This window comes from Type-C symbiont of Plautia stali (assembly GCF_059730935.1).
Genome location: NZ_AP035923.1, coordinates 284,372 through 301,251 on the forward strand (window position 1 = coordinate 284,372; position 16,880 = coordinate 301,251).

Annotated in this window: 13 protein-coding genes; 8 read left to right on the forward strand and 5 right to left on the reverse strand. The window is 60.3% G+C overall.

Annotated features, from left to right (window positions below):
* The first annotated feature begins 13 nt into the window (after positions 1–13).
* The 3 genes from AC6I7J_RS01250 (at position 14) to malQ (ending at position 5,530) form a co-directional block, all read left to right on the forward strand.
* Positions 14–772, forward strand: coding sequence for a DeoR/GlpR family transcriptional regulator (locus AC6I7J_RS01250; protein WP_058759319.1), 759 nt, complete (start codon positions 14–16; stop codon positions 770–772).
* Positions 773–1,010: 238 nt separating this feature from the next.
* On the forward strand, positions 1,011–3,416 hold the full coding sequence (malP, locus tag AC6I7J_RS01255) for a maltodextrin phosphorylase (RefSeq protein ID WP_498006581.1): 2,406 nt from the start codon (positions 1,011–1,013) through the stop codon (positions 3,414–3,416).
* A 56-nt stretch (positions 3,417–3,472) separates the two neighbouring features.
* The gene (gene malQ / locus AC6I7J_RS01260; protein ID WP_498006583.1) at positions 3,473–5,530 is read left to right on the forward strand and encodes a 4-alpha-glucanotransferase; all 2,058 of its coding nucleotides are present in this window, start codon (positions 3,473–3,475) and stop codon (positions 5,528–5,530) included.
* Between the two features lie 36 nt (positions 5,531–5,566).
* On the opposite strand, the gene nfuA is transcribed toward malQ, so the two are convergent.
* Together nfuA and gntX are read right to left on the reverse strand one after the other, a co-directional pair.
* Positions 5,567–6,142 (reverse strand): Fe-S biogenesis protein NfuA, encoded by a 576-nt coding sequence (nfuA, locus tag AC6I7J_RS01265; RefSeq protein WP_021507402.1) that lies wholly within the window; start codon positions 6,140–6,142, stop codon positions 5,567–5,569.
* 58 nt (positions 6,143–6,200) lie between these two features.
* A complete protein-coding gene (gene gntX, locus AC6I7J_RS01270; protein WP_059011196.1) occupies positions 6,201–6,878 on the reverse strand; it encodes a DNA utilization protein GntX in 678 nt (225 codons plus the stop codon).
* A 35-nt stretch (positions 6,879–6,913) separates the two neighbouring features.
* Here gntX and bioH point away from each other — a divergent pair, with 35 nt between their 5' ends.
* Entirely contained in the window at positions 6,914–7,687 is a 774-nt protein-coding gene (bioH, locus tag AC6I7J_RS01275) for a pimeloyl-ACP methyl ester esterase BioH (protein WP_141496745.1), read from the forward strand.
* On the opposite strand, the gene AC6I7J_RS01280 is transcribed toward bioH, so the two are convergent.
* Both AC6I7J_RS01280 and AC6I7J_RS01285 read right to left on the reverse strand, forming a co-directional pair.
* The gene (locus AC6I7J_RS01280) at positions 7,668–9,356 is read right to left on the reverse strand and encodes an alpha-amylase family glycosyl hydrolase (protein WP_059011199.1); all 1,689 of its coding nucleotides are present in this window, start codon (positions 9,354–9,356) and stop codon (positions 7,668–7,670) included. The genes bioH and AC6I7J_RS01280 overlap by 20 nt on opposite strands.
* 96 nt (positions 9,357–9,452) lie before the next feature.
* Positions 9,453–11,783, reverse strand: a complete 2,331-nt coding sequence (locus AC6I7J_RS01285; protein WP_498007200.1) for a Tex family protein — start codon at positions 11,781–11,783, stop codon at positions 9,453–9,455.
* A 236-nt stretch (positions 11,784–12,019) separates the two neighbouring features.
* On the opposite strand from AC6I7J_RS01285, the gene AC6I7J_RS01290 reads away from it, so the two are divergent.
* Together AC6I7J_RS01290 and greB are read left to right on the forward strand one after the other, a co-directional pair.
* Positions 12,020–13,282, forward strand: a complete 1,263-nt coding sequence (locus AC6I7J_RS01290) for a hypothetical protein (protein ID WP_498006586.1) — start codon at positions 12,020–12,022, stop codon at positions 13,280–13,282.
* 53 nt (positions 13,283–13,335) lie between these two features.
* Positions 13,336–13,842 carry a transcription elongation factor GreB gene (gene greB, locus AC6I7J_RS01295; protein ID WP_021507408.1) on the forward strand — a complete coding sequence of 169 codons (507 nt, stop codon included), beginning with the start codon at positions 13,336–13,338 and terminating at the stop codon, positions 13,840–13,842.
* Between the two features lie 102 nt (positions 13,843–13,944).
* On the opposite strand, the gene yjbE is transcribed toward greB, so the two are convergent.
* On the reverse strand, positions 13,945–14,187 hold the full coding sequence (gene yjbE, locus AC6I7J_RS01300; protein ID WP_021507409.1) for an exopolysaccharide production protein YjbE: 243 nt from the start codon (positions 14,185–14,187) through the stop codon (positions 13,945–13,947).
* Positions 14,188–14,697: 510 nt separating this feature from the next.
* Here yjbE and ompR point away from each other — a divergent pair.
* Both ompR and envZ read left to right on the forward strand, forming a co-directional pair.
* Positions 14,698–15,417 carry an osmolarity response regulator transcription factor OmpR gene (ompR, locus tag AC6I7J_RS01305; protein WP_001157751.1) on the forward strand — a complete coding sequence of 240 codons (720 nt, stop codon included), beginning with the start codon at positions 14,698–14,700 and terminating at the stop codon, positions 15,415–15,417.
* The gene (gene envZ / locus AC6I7J_RS01310; RefSeq protein WP_058774990.1) at positions 15,414–16,772 is read left to right on the forward strand and encodes a two-component system sensor histidine kinase EnvZ; all 1,359 of its coding nucleotides are present in this window, start codon (positions 15,414–15,416) and stop codon (positions 16,770–16,772) included. The genes ompR and envZ overlap by 4 nt, the downstream gene beginning before the upstream one ends.
* Positions 16,773–16,880: the final 108 nt, after the last annotated feature.

Sequence of the window (16,880 nt, forward strand, 5' to 3'; positions counted from 1 at the left end):
CGAGGAGAGAGATGTGAAGCAGACGCAACGTCATGACGCCATTATCGATCTGGTCCGGCGTCAGGGGTATGTCAGTACGGAAGAGCTGGTGGATCACTTTGAGGTCAGCCCGCAGACTATCCGGCGCGATCTGAACGATCTGGCCGATCAAAACAAAATTCAGCGTCATCACGGCGGCGCAGCGCTGCCTTCCAGCTCGGAAAACACCGCGTGGCAGGATCGCAAAATGATGTGGTCGGCGGAAAAGGCACGCATCGCCGAGCGCGTGGCGAGCCAGATCCCGGACGGCGCCACGCTGTTTATTGATATCGGCACCACGCCGGAAGCGGTGGCGCATGCGCTGCTCAACCACAACAATCTGCGTATTGTCACCAACAACCTTAACGTGGCGATTTTGCTGATGGGCAAGCCGGATTTCCGTGTGATCATCGCCGGCGGTGAAGTGCGCACGCGCGACGGCGGTATCATGGGAGAAGCCACGCTCGATTTTATCTCTCAGTTCCGGCTCGATTACGGCATTCTCGGCATCAGCGGTATTGATATGGACGGTTCGCTGCTGGAGTTCGACTATCACGAAGTGCGCACCAAACGCGCCATTATCGAAAACTCGCGCTGCGTGATGCTGGTGGTGGATCACTCGAAGTTTGGCCGTAACGCCATGGTTAACCTTGGCAACATGAGCCTGATTGATTACCTGTATACCGATCAAACCCCGCCGTTAAGCGTACTGAAGGTGATTGAACAGCACGAAGTGCATCTGGAGCTGTGCTGATTTCCCAGGTGCGCATCAATGCGCACCCTGTGAGGCACCTGGCCATCGTTACCAAACCGCACCCTGGGTCATCGCGCTTATTGTAGGGTCGCCATTGATGGCGACCAGGCCGCAGCGGCACGCCTTTTTTCACTGCATCTTCATTTCCCTGTCGCTTTTTTCAGCGTCCCCGGCTTAACTTACTCTTTCAGATTTGCGCTTGCCCGTGTTTACCGTTTCGGATGCAAAGGGATGCACTATGTCGCCGCTAAAATTCAATAAAACCCGCTTTGACGCCGCGCTGACCCGCCAGTGGCAGCAGCTCGGACTGACTTCCGCCCGGCAGATGACGCCGCATCAGTGGTGGCAGGCGCTCAGCCGGGCGCTGATGGAACTGCTCGCCGCACAGCCGCCCGTGCCGCCGAAAAGCGCTCAGCGCCACGTTAATTATCTCTCGATGGAGTTTCTGCCCGGCCGGTTGACCGGTAACAACCTGCTCAATCTCGGCTGGTATAACGAGGTGGCTGCCGCGCTGGCAGAGCACGAGGTTGAGCTGAATGAACTGCTGGAGGAGGAGGTCGATCCGGCGCTGGGCAATGGCGGTCTGGGACGGCTCGCGGCCTGCTACATGGATGCGATGGCGACGGTCGGCCAGCCGGCGATGGGGCACGGCCTCAACTATCAGTACGGTCTGTTTCGTCAGTCGTTTGTGGCCGGACAGCAGCACGAAGCGCCGGATGACTGGCAGCGCGATCGCTATCCGTGGTTCCGCCACAACGCCGCGCTGGATGTGCCGGTGGGGCTGGGCGGTAAGGTCAAAAAGCGCGACGACGGCAGCGTCGAGTGGCGTCCGGCACAGCAGCTGATCGGCCAGGCCTGGGATCTGCCGGTAATCGGCTATCGCAACGGCATCACGCTGCCGCTGCGCCTGTGGCAAGCCACCAGCGCGCAGCCGTTTGACCTGACGCTGTTTAACGCCGGGAAGTTCCTGCAGGCGGAGCAGCCGGGCATTGAAGCCGACAAGCTGACCAAAGTGCTCTATCCCAATGACAACCATGCGGCAGGTAAACGTCTGCGGCTGATGCAGCAGTATTTCCAGTGCGCCTGCGCGGTGAGCGACATACTGCGTCGTCACCGGCTGGCGGGCCGTGCGCTGCATACGCTGGCGGATTTCGAAGTGATTCAGCTCAACGATACCCATCCCACCATCGCTATTCCGGAGCTGCTGCGTCTGCTGCTGGATGAGCATGGCCTGAGCTGGGACGACGCCTGGCACATTACCAGCCGCACCTTTGCCTATACCAACCATACGCTGATGCCGGAGGCGCTGGAGCGCTGGCCGGTGAGCCTGCTGCGCGAACTGCTGCCGCGCCATCTGCAAATCATCAAACAGATCAATCGCCAGCTGAAGCAGCAGGTTAAACAGCGCTGGCCGAATGACAGCGCCCTCTGGCACAAGCTGGCGGTGGTGAGCGACGGCGAAGTGCGCATGGCCAATCTGTGCGTGGTGAGCTGTTTCGCCGTCAACGGTGTGGCAGCGCTGCACTCGCAGCTGGTGGTTAACGATCTGTTCCCGGAATATCACCAGCTGTGGCCACACAAGTTTCATAACGTCACCAACGGCATTACGCCGCGCCGCTGGCTGAAGCAGTGCAATCCCCTGCTGTCCGCGCTGATTGACGACAGCCTGCAGGTGGAATGGGCCAACGATCTCGACGCGCTGGAATGGCTGGCGCCGCTGGCGAAGAAGAAAAGCTTTCGCCAGCAGTTCCGCACCATCAAGCAGCAAAACAAACTGCGGCTGACGGTGTACATCAAACGCGTGACCGGCATTGATATCAATCCTGACGCGCTATTTGATGTGCAGATCAAGCGCCTGCACGAATACAAACGCCAGCATCTCAGTCTGCTGCACATTCTGCACTGCTATCGCCAGCTACGCGATAACCCGGACAATCCCGACTTCGTGCCGCGCGTCTTTCTGTTTGGCGCCAAGGCGGCGCCCGGCTATTTGCTGGCAAAAAACATCATCTGTGCCATCAATAAAGTCGCGGAGGTGATCAACAACGACCCGCTGGTGGGCGATCGCCTGAAGGTGGTGTTTGTGCCGGATTACCGGATTACCGCCGCCGAGCTGATGATTCCGGCAGCCGATCTCTCGGAGCAGATCTCTACGGCCGGTTACGAAGCCTCCGGTACCGGCAACATGAAGCTGGCGCTCAACGGCGCGCTGACCATTGGCACGCTGGACGGGGCTAACGTGGAGATTGCCGAGGCGGTCGGTGAGAAAAATATCTTTATCTTTGGCAACACGGTGGATGAGGTAAAAGCACTGAAGGCCGACGGTTACAGTCCGAAGAAACTGCGCAAGCACGATCGCTATCTCGACGGTTTGCTGAAGGAGCTGGAAAAGGGCAAATTCAGCGACGGCGACCGGCAGGTATTTGCGCCGCTGCTGGAGAGCCTGAGCAAACAGGGCGATCCGTGGCTGGTGCTGGCCGATTTCGCCGCTTATATCGCGGCGCAGCAGCGCGTCGAAGCGCTGTGGCGCGATCCGGAAGCGTGGACCAAAGCGGCGATTCTCAACACGGCGCATACCGGCCGCTTCAGTGCCGATCGTTCGATTCGCGATTATCAACAGCGTATCTGGCAGGCGGCGCGCTGAGCCGCCGGAAAATGACGCTGCATGCGTAATGTGCGCACGGCAACGAAGGAGACAACATGGCCATGAAGAAACTGGATCAGGCTGCACGGGATGCCGGTATCGCACTGAGTTTTATCAACAATAAAGGTGAGTCACAGACCATCAGCGACGACACCAAACGCGCGCTGATGGCGCTGATGGACGCCCCGACGGGCAACGCGCCACCGCTGCCGCCGGTGCTGGTGTTCACGCCGCCCGGACTGCCTGAACTGACGCCGCAGGGCAGCGACGACTACCGCTGGCAGCTGGTGAGCGAGCAGGGGCAGCACTATGACGGCACGCTGAGCGCGGGAGAAAGCCTGGCGCTGCCGGCAGAACTGCCCGAGGGCTACCATCAGCTCACGCTGAGCACTTCACGCCAGCAGTGGCAGACGCGCATTATCATCGCACCGGCGCGCTGTTATCTGCCGCCAGCGCTGGCGCAGGGGGAGAAGCGCTGGGGCGCGCTGGTGCAGCTCTACACGCTGCGCTCAGCGCGTAACTGGGGCATCGGCGACTTTGGCGATCTGATGCAGATGCTGGAGCAGGTCGCCGCTCACGGCGGCGATTTCATCGGTCTCAACCCGCTGCATGCGCTCTATCCGGCGCAGCCGGATCACGTCAGCCCGTACAGCCCGAGCTCGCGCCGCTGGCTCAACGTGCTGTACATCGACATCAATCAAATCGACGAATTCACCCACAGTGACGCCGCCCAGCGCTGGTGGCACAGCGCGCCAACGCGCAAAGCGCTAAAACAGGCGCGCAGCGCAGCGTTTGTCGATTATCGCGCGGTGACGACGCTCAAGCTGACTGCGCTGCGTTTTGTCTGGCAGCACGCACAGCCGCAGCTGACCCGGCAGCCGGCGTTTCAGCAGTTTCTGGCTGAAGGCGGCGATGCGCTGCGCTACCAGGCGGCGTTTGACGCCATCGTAGCGGCGCGCAGCCAGCAGCATCCCGATGAGTGGGGCTGGGAAAAGTGGCCGTCAGGCTGGCAGCAGGCGCAGCAGCCGGAGGTGCAGCAGTGGTGCGCGCAGCATGAGGACGACATTTTGTTCTGGAGCTGGCTGCAGTGGCTGGCGCAGCAGCAGTTCGCCGCCTGCTGGCAGCGTAGCCAGCAGCTGGGGATGGCGGTCGGGTTATATCGCGACTTGGCGGTTGGCGTGGCACAGCACAGCGCGGAAACCTGGCAGGATCCGCAGCTGTATAAGCTGGGGGCATCGGTGGGTGCACCACCGGATCCGCTTGGCCCGCTCGGGCAAAACTGGGCGCTGCCGCCGCTCGATCCACATGTGCTGCGCGCGCGGGGCTATCAGCCGTTTATCGATCTGCTGCGCGCCAATATGCGCGATTGCGGGGCGCTGCGCATCGATCACGTGATGGCGCTACTGCGTTTGTGGTGGATTCCCTATGGCGAAGGTGCCGACAAAGGCGCGTATGTTGCCTATCCGGTGCACGACCTGCTGGCGATCCTTGCGCTGGAGAGTCAGCGTCAGCGCTGTATGGTGATCGGTGAAGATCTCGGCACCGTGCCGCAGGAGATCGTCAGCCTGCTGCGCGACCGCGGCATTTTTTCGTGGAAGGTGCTGATGTTCGAGTGCGGGGAGGAGGGGCAGTTCCGGCCACCGGCAGCCTATCCGCGCCAGTCGATTGCCAGTGCCAGTACCCATGATTTACCGACGCTGAGTGGATTCTGGCATGCCGCCGATCTGCAATTGCGCGAGCAGCTGGGGCTGTTTACTAAACGCAGCATGCTGAAGGCGGCCATCGCGGACCGCGATCGGCAGAGAACCGCGTTGCTGAACGCCCTGAGCGAGGCGCAAGCCATTGATGCGCGCAGCAAAAACCGCGCCGGCCAGCGTCTGACGCCTGCGCTGAATCAGGGCGTGCACCGCTTTCTGGCGTACACCGACAGCGCCCTGCTGGGGCTGCAGCCGGAGGACTGGCTGGGAATGGAGACGCCGGTCAACGTGCCGGGCACGGTAGCCGAATACCCCAACTGGCGGCGCAAACTGCGCGTACCATTGGAGAAGTTGTTTAGTTACCGGAAAGTGCAGCAGCTGCTGGCGATCGTCAATGAAGGGCGTAAGAAGCCGTAAAACACGCGGCAGCCGGGGTGGCTGCCGCATCTTCTATCAGTAGTAGGAGTGCTCGCCGCGCTGATGCTCGGTGAGATCGCGCACGCCTTTCAGCTCAGGGAAGGCGGCCAGCAGCTCTTTCTCGATGCCGTCTTTCAGCGTCACGTCAATCATCGAGCAACCGTTACAGCCGCCGCCGAACTGCAGAATGGCATAGCCTTCGTCGGTGATCTCCATCAGCGAGACGCGACCGCCGTGGCTGGCCAGCTGCGGGTTGATCTGCGCCTGCAGCAGATACTCCACGCGCTCAACCATCGGCGCATCATCCGACACTTTACGCATCTTGGCGTTCGGCGCTTTCAGCGTGAGCTGTGAGCCGAGGTTATCGGTCACGAAGTCGATTTCCGCATCTTCGAGGTACGGCGCGCTCAGCTCATCGACATACGCAGACAGCTTGTCGAACTTCAGTTCGGTATCGGTGGCTTCGACCGCATCCGGCGGGCAGTAGGAGACGCCGCACTCGGCGGTTGGCGTACCCGGGTTAATAACGAATACGCGAATCTGGGTGCCATCTTCCTGTTTTGACAGCAGTTTTGCGAAGTGCTCTTGCGCAGTATCAGTAATACGGATCATGGCGATTGCTCAATAGTTGACTAAAATACCTGGTTATAATACGCCCAACGCCGACGCTCTACAAGGTACGGCACAGGCATCCTATGTGTACGCTGGCCGCGCCCTGCGCCAGTAATAAGCGGCTGATTTCCCCCACCGTGCTGCCGGTGGTCACCACATCATCGATAAGCAGGATGTGGCGTCCGCGCACCGCCATTTCAAGGCGAAACGCGCCACGCAGATTACTTTTCCGGGCGCGGGCGCTGAGCGCATGCTGCACCGCACCGTGACGCACCCGGCGCAGCCCTTCGCGGTATTCACAGCCGAGCCAGCGCGCCAGCGGTTTAGCCAGCAGCGCGGCCTGATTATAACCACGCTGCCAGGCGCGGCGGCGATGCAGCGGCACGCTCAGCACCAGATCGATACGCGGCAACGGCTGCTGGCGGCGCTTTGTTAATAATTTTAACAAAAGCAGCCGCGCCAGCATCACCCTGAGTGCGGTTGCGCGCGAGAATTTGAGCTGCTGCACCCATTCGCTCAGCGGCGGCACATAATCACTCACGCAAGTGAGAGCGTGCCACGGCGGCGGCCGGCGCAGACAGCGCCCGCACGGCTGATCGCCGCTGGCCGGCAGTCCGCAGCAGGGACAGAGCGCCGGCAGCGCCGGTAGCTGACGCAGACATACGCTGCACAGGCCGTGCCGGGCGATCCGCAGCGGCAGACGGCATAGCCAACACAGGGCCGGGATTGCTAGCATAGCGACCTCCTTTTCACTTTTCGGGAGTGTAACCGATGAGTTCGCTTTACTGGCACACCACAGGCACAGGCGATCGCGATCTTGTGCTGCTGCACGGCTGGGGACTGAACGCCGAAGTGTGGCAACACATTGTTCCGCGACTCAGCCCGCATTTTCGTCTGCACCTGGTGGACCTGCCGGGATTTGGCCGCAGCCAGGGATTTGAGCCGCTGAGCCTGGCGCAGATGGCGCAACAGCTATTACCGCAGTTGCCAGCGCGCGCCGTGCTGCTCGGCTGGTCGCTGGGCGGCTTAGTGGCCAGCCAGCTGGCGCTGAGCCAGCCCGATCGCGTGGCGGCATTGATTAGCGTGGCGTCGTCGCCGTGCTTTACCGCCCGGGATGAATGGCCGGGCATCCAGCCTGAGACGCTGGCAACGTTCCAGCAGCAATTGAGCAGCGATTTCCAGCGCACGGTGGAGCGTTTTCTCGCGCTGCAAACCATGGGTACGGAAAATGCGCGCCAGGATGCGCGCCAGCTGAAAGAGGTAGTACTGTCGCAGCCAATGCCGTCGGTGGCGGTACTGGAAGGGGGATTGAACATTCTGCGCCACGATGATTTGCGCAGCGCACTGGATGGGCTGACGCTGCCGTTCCTGCGTATTTATGGCGCGCTGGATGGCCTGGTGCCGCGCCGCATTGCGCCGCAGCTGGATGCGCGCTGGCCGCATTCGCAGTCGGTTGTCATCGCGAAGGCCGCGCACGCGCCGTTTATTTCGCACCCGGAGGCGTTCTGCCAGCAGGTGCAGCAGTTCATCCACGCAGCCACATAAACTGCCAGGCGGCCAGCACCAGCGGCTGGCTGCCATCCACGCGCTGCCCGCTGATCACATCCTGAAAAGGGCGCGCCTGCGGCAGCGTGGTGCTGATCTCGCGGCTGCTGAGATTGAACACGCACAGTAACCCTTCGTCGCTGTCCGCGGCGTGACGGCGCAGCAGCAGCACCGCGTTGTCGCTCTCCAGCAGCGTCATCGGATTGTCCGGATGGAACGCCGGCTGCCGGGTGCGCAGCTGAATCAGCGCGCTAAGCCGCTCAAACACCTGCTGACGCAGCGGGTTGCCGCCGCTGATTTGCTGTTCGATATCGCGCAGGCTGTACTTCTCACGGTTGATGGCGCGGTTGTGCCCGGCAGCGCGCACGCCCTCGTTGTCATTGCGCGAGCCGAGAATACTTTGAATATAGATGGCGGGCACGCCGGGAAAGGCCAGCAGAATCGCGTGCGCCAGCAGGAAGCGACGCAGGCGCGTCTCGTCATCGTCGGTCTGGTGATTGAGCGCATCCAGATACGTTACGTTGATTTCATACGGGCTGGTGCTGCCGTCCGGGTTGTTTTTATAGGAGACCAGCGCGCCCTCCAGCGCAAGTTCACGCACCAGCGCCACAATCTCGACTTCCGACAAAATTCCGCGTGCCGGATTGAGGCCAATGCCGTCGTGCGAGGCGAGAAAATTGAAGAAGGTGGTGCCGCCATCACCGGGCTCAAGCGTGCTGGCCCACTGGCGCAGCGCGCGCGCCGAGCCGGAGTGAATGGCGTGCAGCACCAGCGGCGGCAACGAAAACTGGTAAACCATCTGCGCTTCGTCGTGGCCGTTGCCGAAATAGCTGATGTTATCCTGATGCGGCACGTTGGTTTCGGTCACGATCACCGTACCTGGCGCGACTTCGTTGGCGATGGCGCGAAACAGCTTCACCAGCTGATGGGTTTTGGTCAGATGGATACAGCGTGTGCCCGGCGTTTTCCACATGTAGCCTACCGCGTCCAGCCGCACGTAATCCGCGCCTTTATTGAGATAATCCAGCAGCACGCCCACCATGCGGATCAGCACCTGCGGATTGGCGAAGTTGAGATCGATTTGGTCGGCGCTGAAGGTGGTCCAGATAAAGCGCGTGTCGCCGTTAGCGAGGGTAAACGGCGTCAGCAGCGGTGAGGTGCGCGGGCGCGTCACGGCACTGAGATCGGTGGCGGGCGGCATGCTGATAAAAAAGTCGTCCCAGCCGGCATCCTGCGCCAGAAAGTGGCGAAACCACGCGCTGTGCGCCGACATGTGGTTACAGACGAAATCGAACATCAGCCGGGTTTCGCTGTGCAGCGCCGTGATGTGCTGCCAGTCACCGCAAATCGGGTTCACTTTGTGGTAATCGATAACCGAGAAGCCATCGTCGGACGAGTAGGGGAAAAATGGCAGCAGATGCACCAGGCTGAAGGTGGACTGCAGATGCTGCTGATAAAAGCGCGTAAAGCTGGCGAGCGTGGGCTGCTCGGGTTCGCGGAACTGGTCAGCGTAACTGATCAGCACCACGTCTTTTTCATCCCAGTGTGCTTTACGCGGCAGCTTTACCGTGTCGCGCGCCGCGCGGATGTGCGAAAGCAGGCGCTCGCGCGCCGCGACGGGGAAGCTACCTTCATAAATCTCATCGAGCAGGAAGTTGATAATGTCCATCGGATCGCCGGGTTACGCGGAAGGTCATTTTTTCACACGGTTTTTTCAGCGTAGTCCGCCAGGACAATTTATCAACCTCCTGTACTCGCGCGCCGCTTAGCGTTTCTTCCCAAACGCGGCCGCCAGCGCATCGCCCATCGCACTGTTACCGACGCTGGCGCTGGCAGGTTTGCCGCGGCCTTTGGCACCGGCGGCCGGCCGCGCGGCCTCTTTGCCTGCGCCACGGTTGCCGCCGCTGCGCGCGTTGCTTTCACCCGGCTGCTCATCCAGACGCATGGTCAGCGCGATACGCTTACGCTGCAGATCGACTTCCATCACCTTCACTTTGACGATATCGCCGGCTTTCACCACCTGATGCGGATCGTCTACGAATTTGTCCGACAGCGATGAGATGTGCACCAGGCCGTCCTGATGCACGCCGATATCGACGAACGCGCCGAAGTTGGTCACGTTGGTCACCGCACCTTCCAGCAACATGCCCGGCAGCAGGTCGTTGAGCGTCTCCACGCCTTCGGCAAACTGCGCGGTTTTGAACTCCGGACGCGGATCGCGGCCCGGTTTCTCCAGCTCTTTGATGATATCGGTGACGGTCGGCAGTCCGAAACGCTCATCGGTGAAGTCGCGCGCATTCAGGTCGCGCAGGCTACCCGGATTGCCCATCAGTTCATTAATCGCCTGTTCCGTAGCGGCGAGAATGCGCTCCACCAGCGGATAGGCTTCCGGATGCACCGTTGAGGCATCCAGCGGATTATCGCCGTGGTTGATGCGCAGGAAGCCGGCGCACTGTTCAAAGGCTTTCGGCCCAAGGCGGCTCACCTTCAGCAGCTGCTGACGGTTCTGGAAACGGCCGTTTTCGTCACGCCAGCTGACAATGTTCTGCGCCATCATGCGCGTCAGGCCGGCGACTCGCGTCAGCAGCGCCACCGAAGCGGTATTCAGATCGACGCCCACGGCGTTCACACAATCTTCCACCACCGCATCGAGTTTTTTCGCCAGCTGGCTCTGGCTGACATCGTGCTGATACTGGCCAACGCCAATCGATTTCGGGTCAATTTTGACCAGCTCTGCCAGCGGATCCTGCAGACGACGGGCGATAGACACCGCACCGCGCAGCGAAACGTCGAGATCGGGGAACTCCTGCGCCGCCAGTTCGGAAGCGGAATAGACCGATGCTCCGGCCTCACTGACAATCACTTTTTGCGCTTTGATTTGCGGGAACTGCTTCTGTACGTCGAGGAAGAAACGCTCGGTTTCACGTGAAGCGGTGCCGTTGCCGATCGCCACCAGTTCAACCTGATGTTTCGCGCACAGTGCTGCCACCGAGGTCGCGGCTTTGGCCGCCTGGCCGGTATGCGGATAGATGGTATCGGTCGCGACCAGCTTGCCGGTGGCATCGACCACCGCCACTTTGACCCCGGTGCGCAGGCCAGGATCGAGACCCATGGTGGCGCGCATGCCGGCCGGGGCCGCCATCAGCAGATCGTGCAGATTACGGGCAAACACGTTGATCGCTTCGTCTTCTGCCCGTTCGCGGATGGTGCCCATCAGTTCGGTTTCGAGGTGCAGCAGGACCTTGATGCGCCAGGTCCAGCTGACCACGGCTTTGCGCCAGCTGTCGGCCGGTGCGTTGTTCAGGCGCAGGCCAAGGTGGTCGGCGATCAGCGTTTCACCGTAGCTTTCGCGCGGTGCCTCGTCGAACTGCGGATCGGCGTTGAGCGACAGCTGTAAAACGCCTTCGTTACGGCCACGGAACATGGCCAGCGCGCGGTGCGACGGCACGCTGCTCAGCGCTTCGTGGTGATCGAAGTAGTCGCGGAATTTAGCGCCTTCTTCCTCTTTGCCTTCCACCACGCGCGCAACCAGATGGGCGTTCTTCCACAGGTAATCACGCACTTTCGCCAGCAGCGTGGCGTCTTCGGCGAAGCGCTCCATCAGGATATAGCGTGCGCCATCCAGCGCGGCACGCACATCGGCAACGCCTTTGTCCGCGTCGACATAACGCGCTGCCAGCTGCTCGGGGTCCTGAGACGCATCGTTCCACAGCGTCTCTGCCAGCGGTTCCAGCCCGGCTTCGATAGCGATCTGCCCGCGCGTGCGGCGCTTCTGCTTATAAGGCAGATAGAGATCTTCCAGCTCGGTTTTGTTCAGCGTGCCGTTGATAGCAGTGGCTAATTCCGGCGTCAGTTTGCCCTGGTCATCAATGGATTTCAGAATCAACTGGCGGCGTTCCTCCAGCTCACGCAGATAGCCGAGACGGCTCTCCAGCGTACGCAGCTGGGTATCATCCAGCCCGCCGGTCACTTCCTTACGGTAACGTGCGATAAACGGCACGGTGTTCCCTTCGTCCAGCAAGCGAATGGCGGCGTCAACCTGGTCGGCGCGAGCCTTCAGCTCACCTGCGATAATCTGGCTCAGCGAATCTTTCATCATCAGTAACTGTCTTGCTTACACAGGGTTAGAAATAGGGGACAGTTATACGGACTGAGGCCGCAAATTGCCAGCCGCTGACCGGTGAATCCGTCTTTTTCTGAATGCAGCGCGCAACTCAGAGAAACTTAGCCACCTATGTGTTAAACCCCAACGCAATGGCGTGCCGGTTGCTGCCAGGCTCGCCCCGCCTCTGCCCTATAATCCGTGGCAAACCACGGAAGGAGGGTGAAGCAATGATCAAATTACTGCTGCTGCTGGCCGGACGCGAGCTGCTGGTGCGTTATCGTCTGCTGATTTATGGCCTGGCGCTGTGCGGCGTGCTGCTGGCCGGCATGATCGTGGCGGACGTGCTGGTCGATGGGCATATCAATCTGTCGCTACAGGTGCTGGCGCTCTTACTGTCGCTGTCGCTGCTGTTTAACCTGCTGAGCGGCGAGGTGTCGCTGCAGCGCTGGCTTAATCTGCTGTTTTCCCTGATTTTTGTCGGCACGCTGCTGGCCGGCGCGCTGTGGCACGGTGATGAAAGGCAACTGAAGAAACTGCTGCTGACGGTGATGGAAATCTGCCTGTTGTTTAACGGCCTGTTTCGCTGCCTGAGCGCGGCGCTGATTCAGCGCCAGCGCTGGGTGCGACATTTTATGCTGGGCTGCGGCGAGATGGTGCTCAGCGTGGTGCTGTTTTTCAATGACAACCTGCATACCTGCCTGTTGCTGGGCAGCTGGCTGGTGCTGTTGCTGCTGTCGTTCAGCCTGACGGTGTGGCGCGTCTGGCGCCAGTGGCAGCGCCTGCCGGCGGGTCAGTCCGTTACGCTGCTGCCGTGGTTTTGTCGCGGCCATCGTCATATCGCGCGGCTCCGGCCGTGGCAGCAGGCCCGCTTTCCGCCGGTCGCCGCGGCATTTCCTCTCTGTGTCCACGTCTGGCAGGCGCAGTCTGAAGCCAGTCAACAGCCGAAGCGCTATGTGATTGACCGTTACATCGGCGTGATTAACGGTGAAGGGCACTTTTGTACCGGCCACGCGGCACTGAGCTTTGGCGAGCGCGGCTACATCAGCCTTTATCCGCAGCAGGAGATCGATCCGCAACCGCACGAGCTGCCGCGTCTGCTGCTGGCCGGACAGATTAACGATCGCCCCGGCCGTTTTCTCCCCTCGCTGGCGGCAGAGATTGCCGACTGGCGCAGCCCGGATTTAACCTTCAATTTTCAGCACTACAACGGGCAGGCGCTCGCCAGCTACTGGCAGGCCAACCGTGGTGACAGCCTGTATAATCTGACGGCAAAAAACTGTTCGACCACCGTGGTGGATGCGCTGGACGTGGCGTTTGAAGGCTATTACGGCCAGCGGCTGCAGCAGGTGTTTGCGCTGCTGCTGCAGCCGGCGTTCTGGGGCGCCTGCGCGCTGCGCGAACGGGCAGAAATCATGACCTGGACGCCCGGCCTGGTCGCCGATTATGTGCGCCTGATGAAAAAGACGCTGGGTGCCTGTCCGGGCAGGTAAGGCTTTGTGATAGCCTCTGTGCAGTGAACAGGGCTGTAACCACGAGTGAAGCGATGAAAACCCAACTGATTACCCGCGAAGGCTATAACAAGCTGCGTGCTGAGCACGACCATCTGTGGAATGAGAAGCGGCCGGAAATCACCCGCATTGTCTCCTGGGCCGCCAGCCTGGGCGATCGCTCTGAAAACGCCGATTACACCTATAACAAGCGCCTGCTGCGCCAGATTGATCGGCGCGTGCGCTATCTGCGTAAATGCCTCGCCGAGCTGAAAATTGTTGATTATGCGCCGCAGCAGGAGGGCAAAGTGTTCTTCGGTGCCTGGGTGGAAGTGGAGAATGAGCAGGGCGACGTGAAGCGTTTTCGCATCGTCGGACCGGACGAGATCTATGGCGATACGGTGAAAGAGTACATCTCCATCGACTCGCCGATGGCACGCGCGCTGATCAAAAAAGAGGTGGATGACGAGGTGACGGTAAACACGCCGGAAGGGCAGAAGGTGTGGTTTGTGAACCGCATTGAGTACGTCACGGAAAGTGAGGAAAAAAGAGGCGGAGAGTAATGGCCTGGTGAAACAAGCCGGGGCGCAACTTATTCTCCGCTGGCGAAAGGGCTGGCAGTATAAGAGGGGGAAGCGCCGCAGCCTTGCCGCGCCAGATAAGCGTTATTTGCCCGGCGTGGTCGCCGTGGTCGTTGAGGTGCTGCTACCGCCGTGATCGCCGCCGCCCATGGTGGCCAGCGCGACGCCGAGCAGGGCACCCACCGCACCGATGCCGATAGCATCGGAATTACCTTTGGCCGTGGTCGACGCCTGTGCGCCGGCGGCTTCGCCCGCTGGCGTAGCGGCCTGAACCTGTGTGAGGCTGGTGAGTACCAGAGCGCTCAGCAGAACAACGGTTTTTTTCATCTTTCTTCTCCACATGAACTCAGTAAGCAGGTACCGATGCAGTGTCGGAGATCATTTGCGCAGAGGAAAGGGGAGTTTACTGACTGATTTAAATCACTTTATTTAACGCTGGCCTTATTTTGCGCGCGCACTGGCACTGTTCCGAGCGCGGATACGCAGTCAGCGGTGAAAACGCGCTATTTTATGCTGCTGAGCGCGGCCGCTGGCTTATCCTGCAGGCTAAACTTAAGCCAAATGGCGCGCCCCGCCTGACGGCGGAAGCGGGACGGCCCGGCTGGACCACTCGCCGGCAGAAAACGCCGCTGATTTTCAGACAAGCGCTAAACGGCGTCAAAATCAGTCAGAAAAGCGCGAGCGGAGCCGCAGTTCGCGGTTAAAATTAAAGATAAGCTGCTGTTTAATATGCTTTGTAACAATTTCGGCTAGAATATAAACCATTAATGACTGTCACAGACAGGCATCTTTTTTACACAATATCGGCTCAGGCAATGGCGCCTTTGGGAGTTGAACATGCAAGAGAACTACAAAATTCTGGTCGTCGATGATGATATGCGTCTGCGCGCACTGCTCGAACGCTATCTCACCGAACAGGGCTTTCAGGTGCGCAGCGTCGCCAACGCCGAGCAGATGGATCGTCTGCTGACCCGCGAATCATTCCATTTAATGGTGCTCGATTTAATGCTGCCGGGCGAAGATGGCCTGTCAATTTGCCGTCGTCTGCGTAGCCAGAGTAACCCGATGCCGATCATTATGGTCACCGCGAAAGGTGAAGAGGTCGATCGTATCGTGGGGCTGGAAATCGGCGCCGATGACTACATTCCAAAACCGTTCAACCCGCGTGAGCTGCTGGCGCGAATTCGTGCTGTGCTGCGTCGTCAGGCCAATGAGCTGCCGGGCGCGCCGTCGCAGGAAGAAGCGGTCATCGCCTTCGGTAAGTTCAAACTGAACCTCGGCACGCGCGAAATGTTCCGTGAAGATGAGCCGATGCCGCTGACCAGCGGAGAGTTCGCCGTGCTGAAAGCGCTGGTGAGCCATCCGCGTGAGCCGCTGTCGCGCGATAAGCTGATGAACCTGGCGCGCGGGCGTGAGTACAGTGCGATGGAGCGTTCTATCGACGTGCAGATCTCTCGTCTGCGCCGCATGGTCGAAGAAGATCCGGCGCATCCGCGCTACATCCAGACCGTCTGGGGCCTTGGCTACGTGTTCGTTCCGGACGGCAGTAAAGCATGAGGCGATTGCGCTTCTCACCCCGCAGTTCGTTTGCCCGCACCCTGTTGTTGATCGTTACCTTGCTGTTCGTCAGCCTGGTAACGACCTACCTGGTGGTGCTCAATTTCGCCATCCTTCCCAGCCTGCAGCAGTTCAACAAAGTCCTCGCCTACGAAGTGCGTATGCTGATGACCGATCGGCTGCAGCTGGAGGATGGTACGCAGCTGGAAGTGCCGCCGGCCTTCCGGCGAGAAATTTATCGTGAACTGGGCATCTCGTTGTATACCAACGCGGCGGCGGAAGAGAGCGGGCTGCGCTGGGCGCAGCATTATGAATTCCTCAGTGAACAGATGGCGCAGCAGCTGGGCGGGCCGACCGACGTGCGGGTTGAGGTTAACAAAAACTCGCCGGTGGTCTGGCTGAAAACCTGGCTGTCGCCGGATATCTGGGTGCGCGTACCGCTGACCGAAATCCATCAGGGCGACTTCTCACCGCTGTTCCGCTATACCCTGGCGATTATGCTGCTGGCGATTGGCGGCGCCTGGCTGTTTATCCGTATACAAAACCGACCCCTGGTCGATCTCGAACACGCTGCGTTGCAGGTGGGGAAAGGCATTATTCCGCCACCGCTGCGCGAATACGGTGCTTCGGAAGTGCGTTCGGTGACGCGCGCCTTCAACCAGATGGCGGCGGGCGTGAAGCAGCTGGCCGATGACCGTACGCTGCTGATGGCCGGCGTCAGCCATGATTTACGCACGCCGCTGACGCGCATCCGTCTCGCCACCGAGATGATGGGCGAGGAAGATGGCTACCTGGCCGAGTCGATCAACAAAGATATCGAAGAGTGTAACGCCATCATCGAGCAGTTCATCGATTACCTGCGCACCGGGCAGGAGATGCAAACCGAGCGCGCCGATCTGAATAGCGTGCTGGGCGAAGTGGTGGCGGCGGAGAGCGGCTACGAACGCGAGATTGAGAATGCGGTGATGGACGCGGAGCTGATGCTGGATATTAACCCGCTGTCGATTAAACGCGCGGTGGCGAATCTGGTGGTTAACGCGGCGCGCTACGGGAACGGCTGGATCAAGGTCAGCAGCGGTCAGGAATTGAATCGTGCGTGGTTCCAGGTGGAGGATGATGGTCCGGGCATTAAGCCGGATCAGTTACAGCATCTGTTCCAGCCGTTTGTACGCGGCGACAGCGCGCGCAGCACCAGCGGCACCGGTCTGGGCCTGGCGATTGTGCAGCGTATTATCGATGCGCATGACGGATCGCTGGAGATTGGCGACAGTGAACGCGGCGGATTACGTATCCGCGCGTGGTTACCGATTCCGGAAAACAGTGCCACGACGGCAGTAAGCAGTACTGTTAGTTAAATTTCCGCACCAACCGTCGCGGCGCAATCTATTGCGCATCCATCAGCGATATTGCCGCTGCAGGCATGCGCGATAAATCGCGCCGCGACGAAATGTGCCATCGCTAAG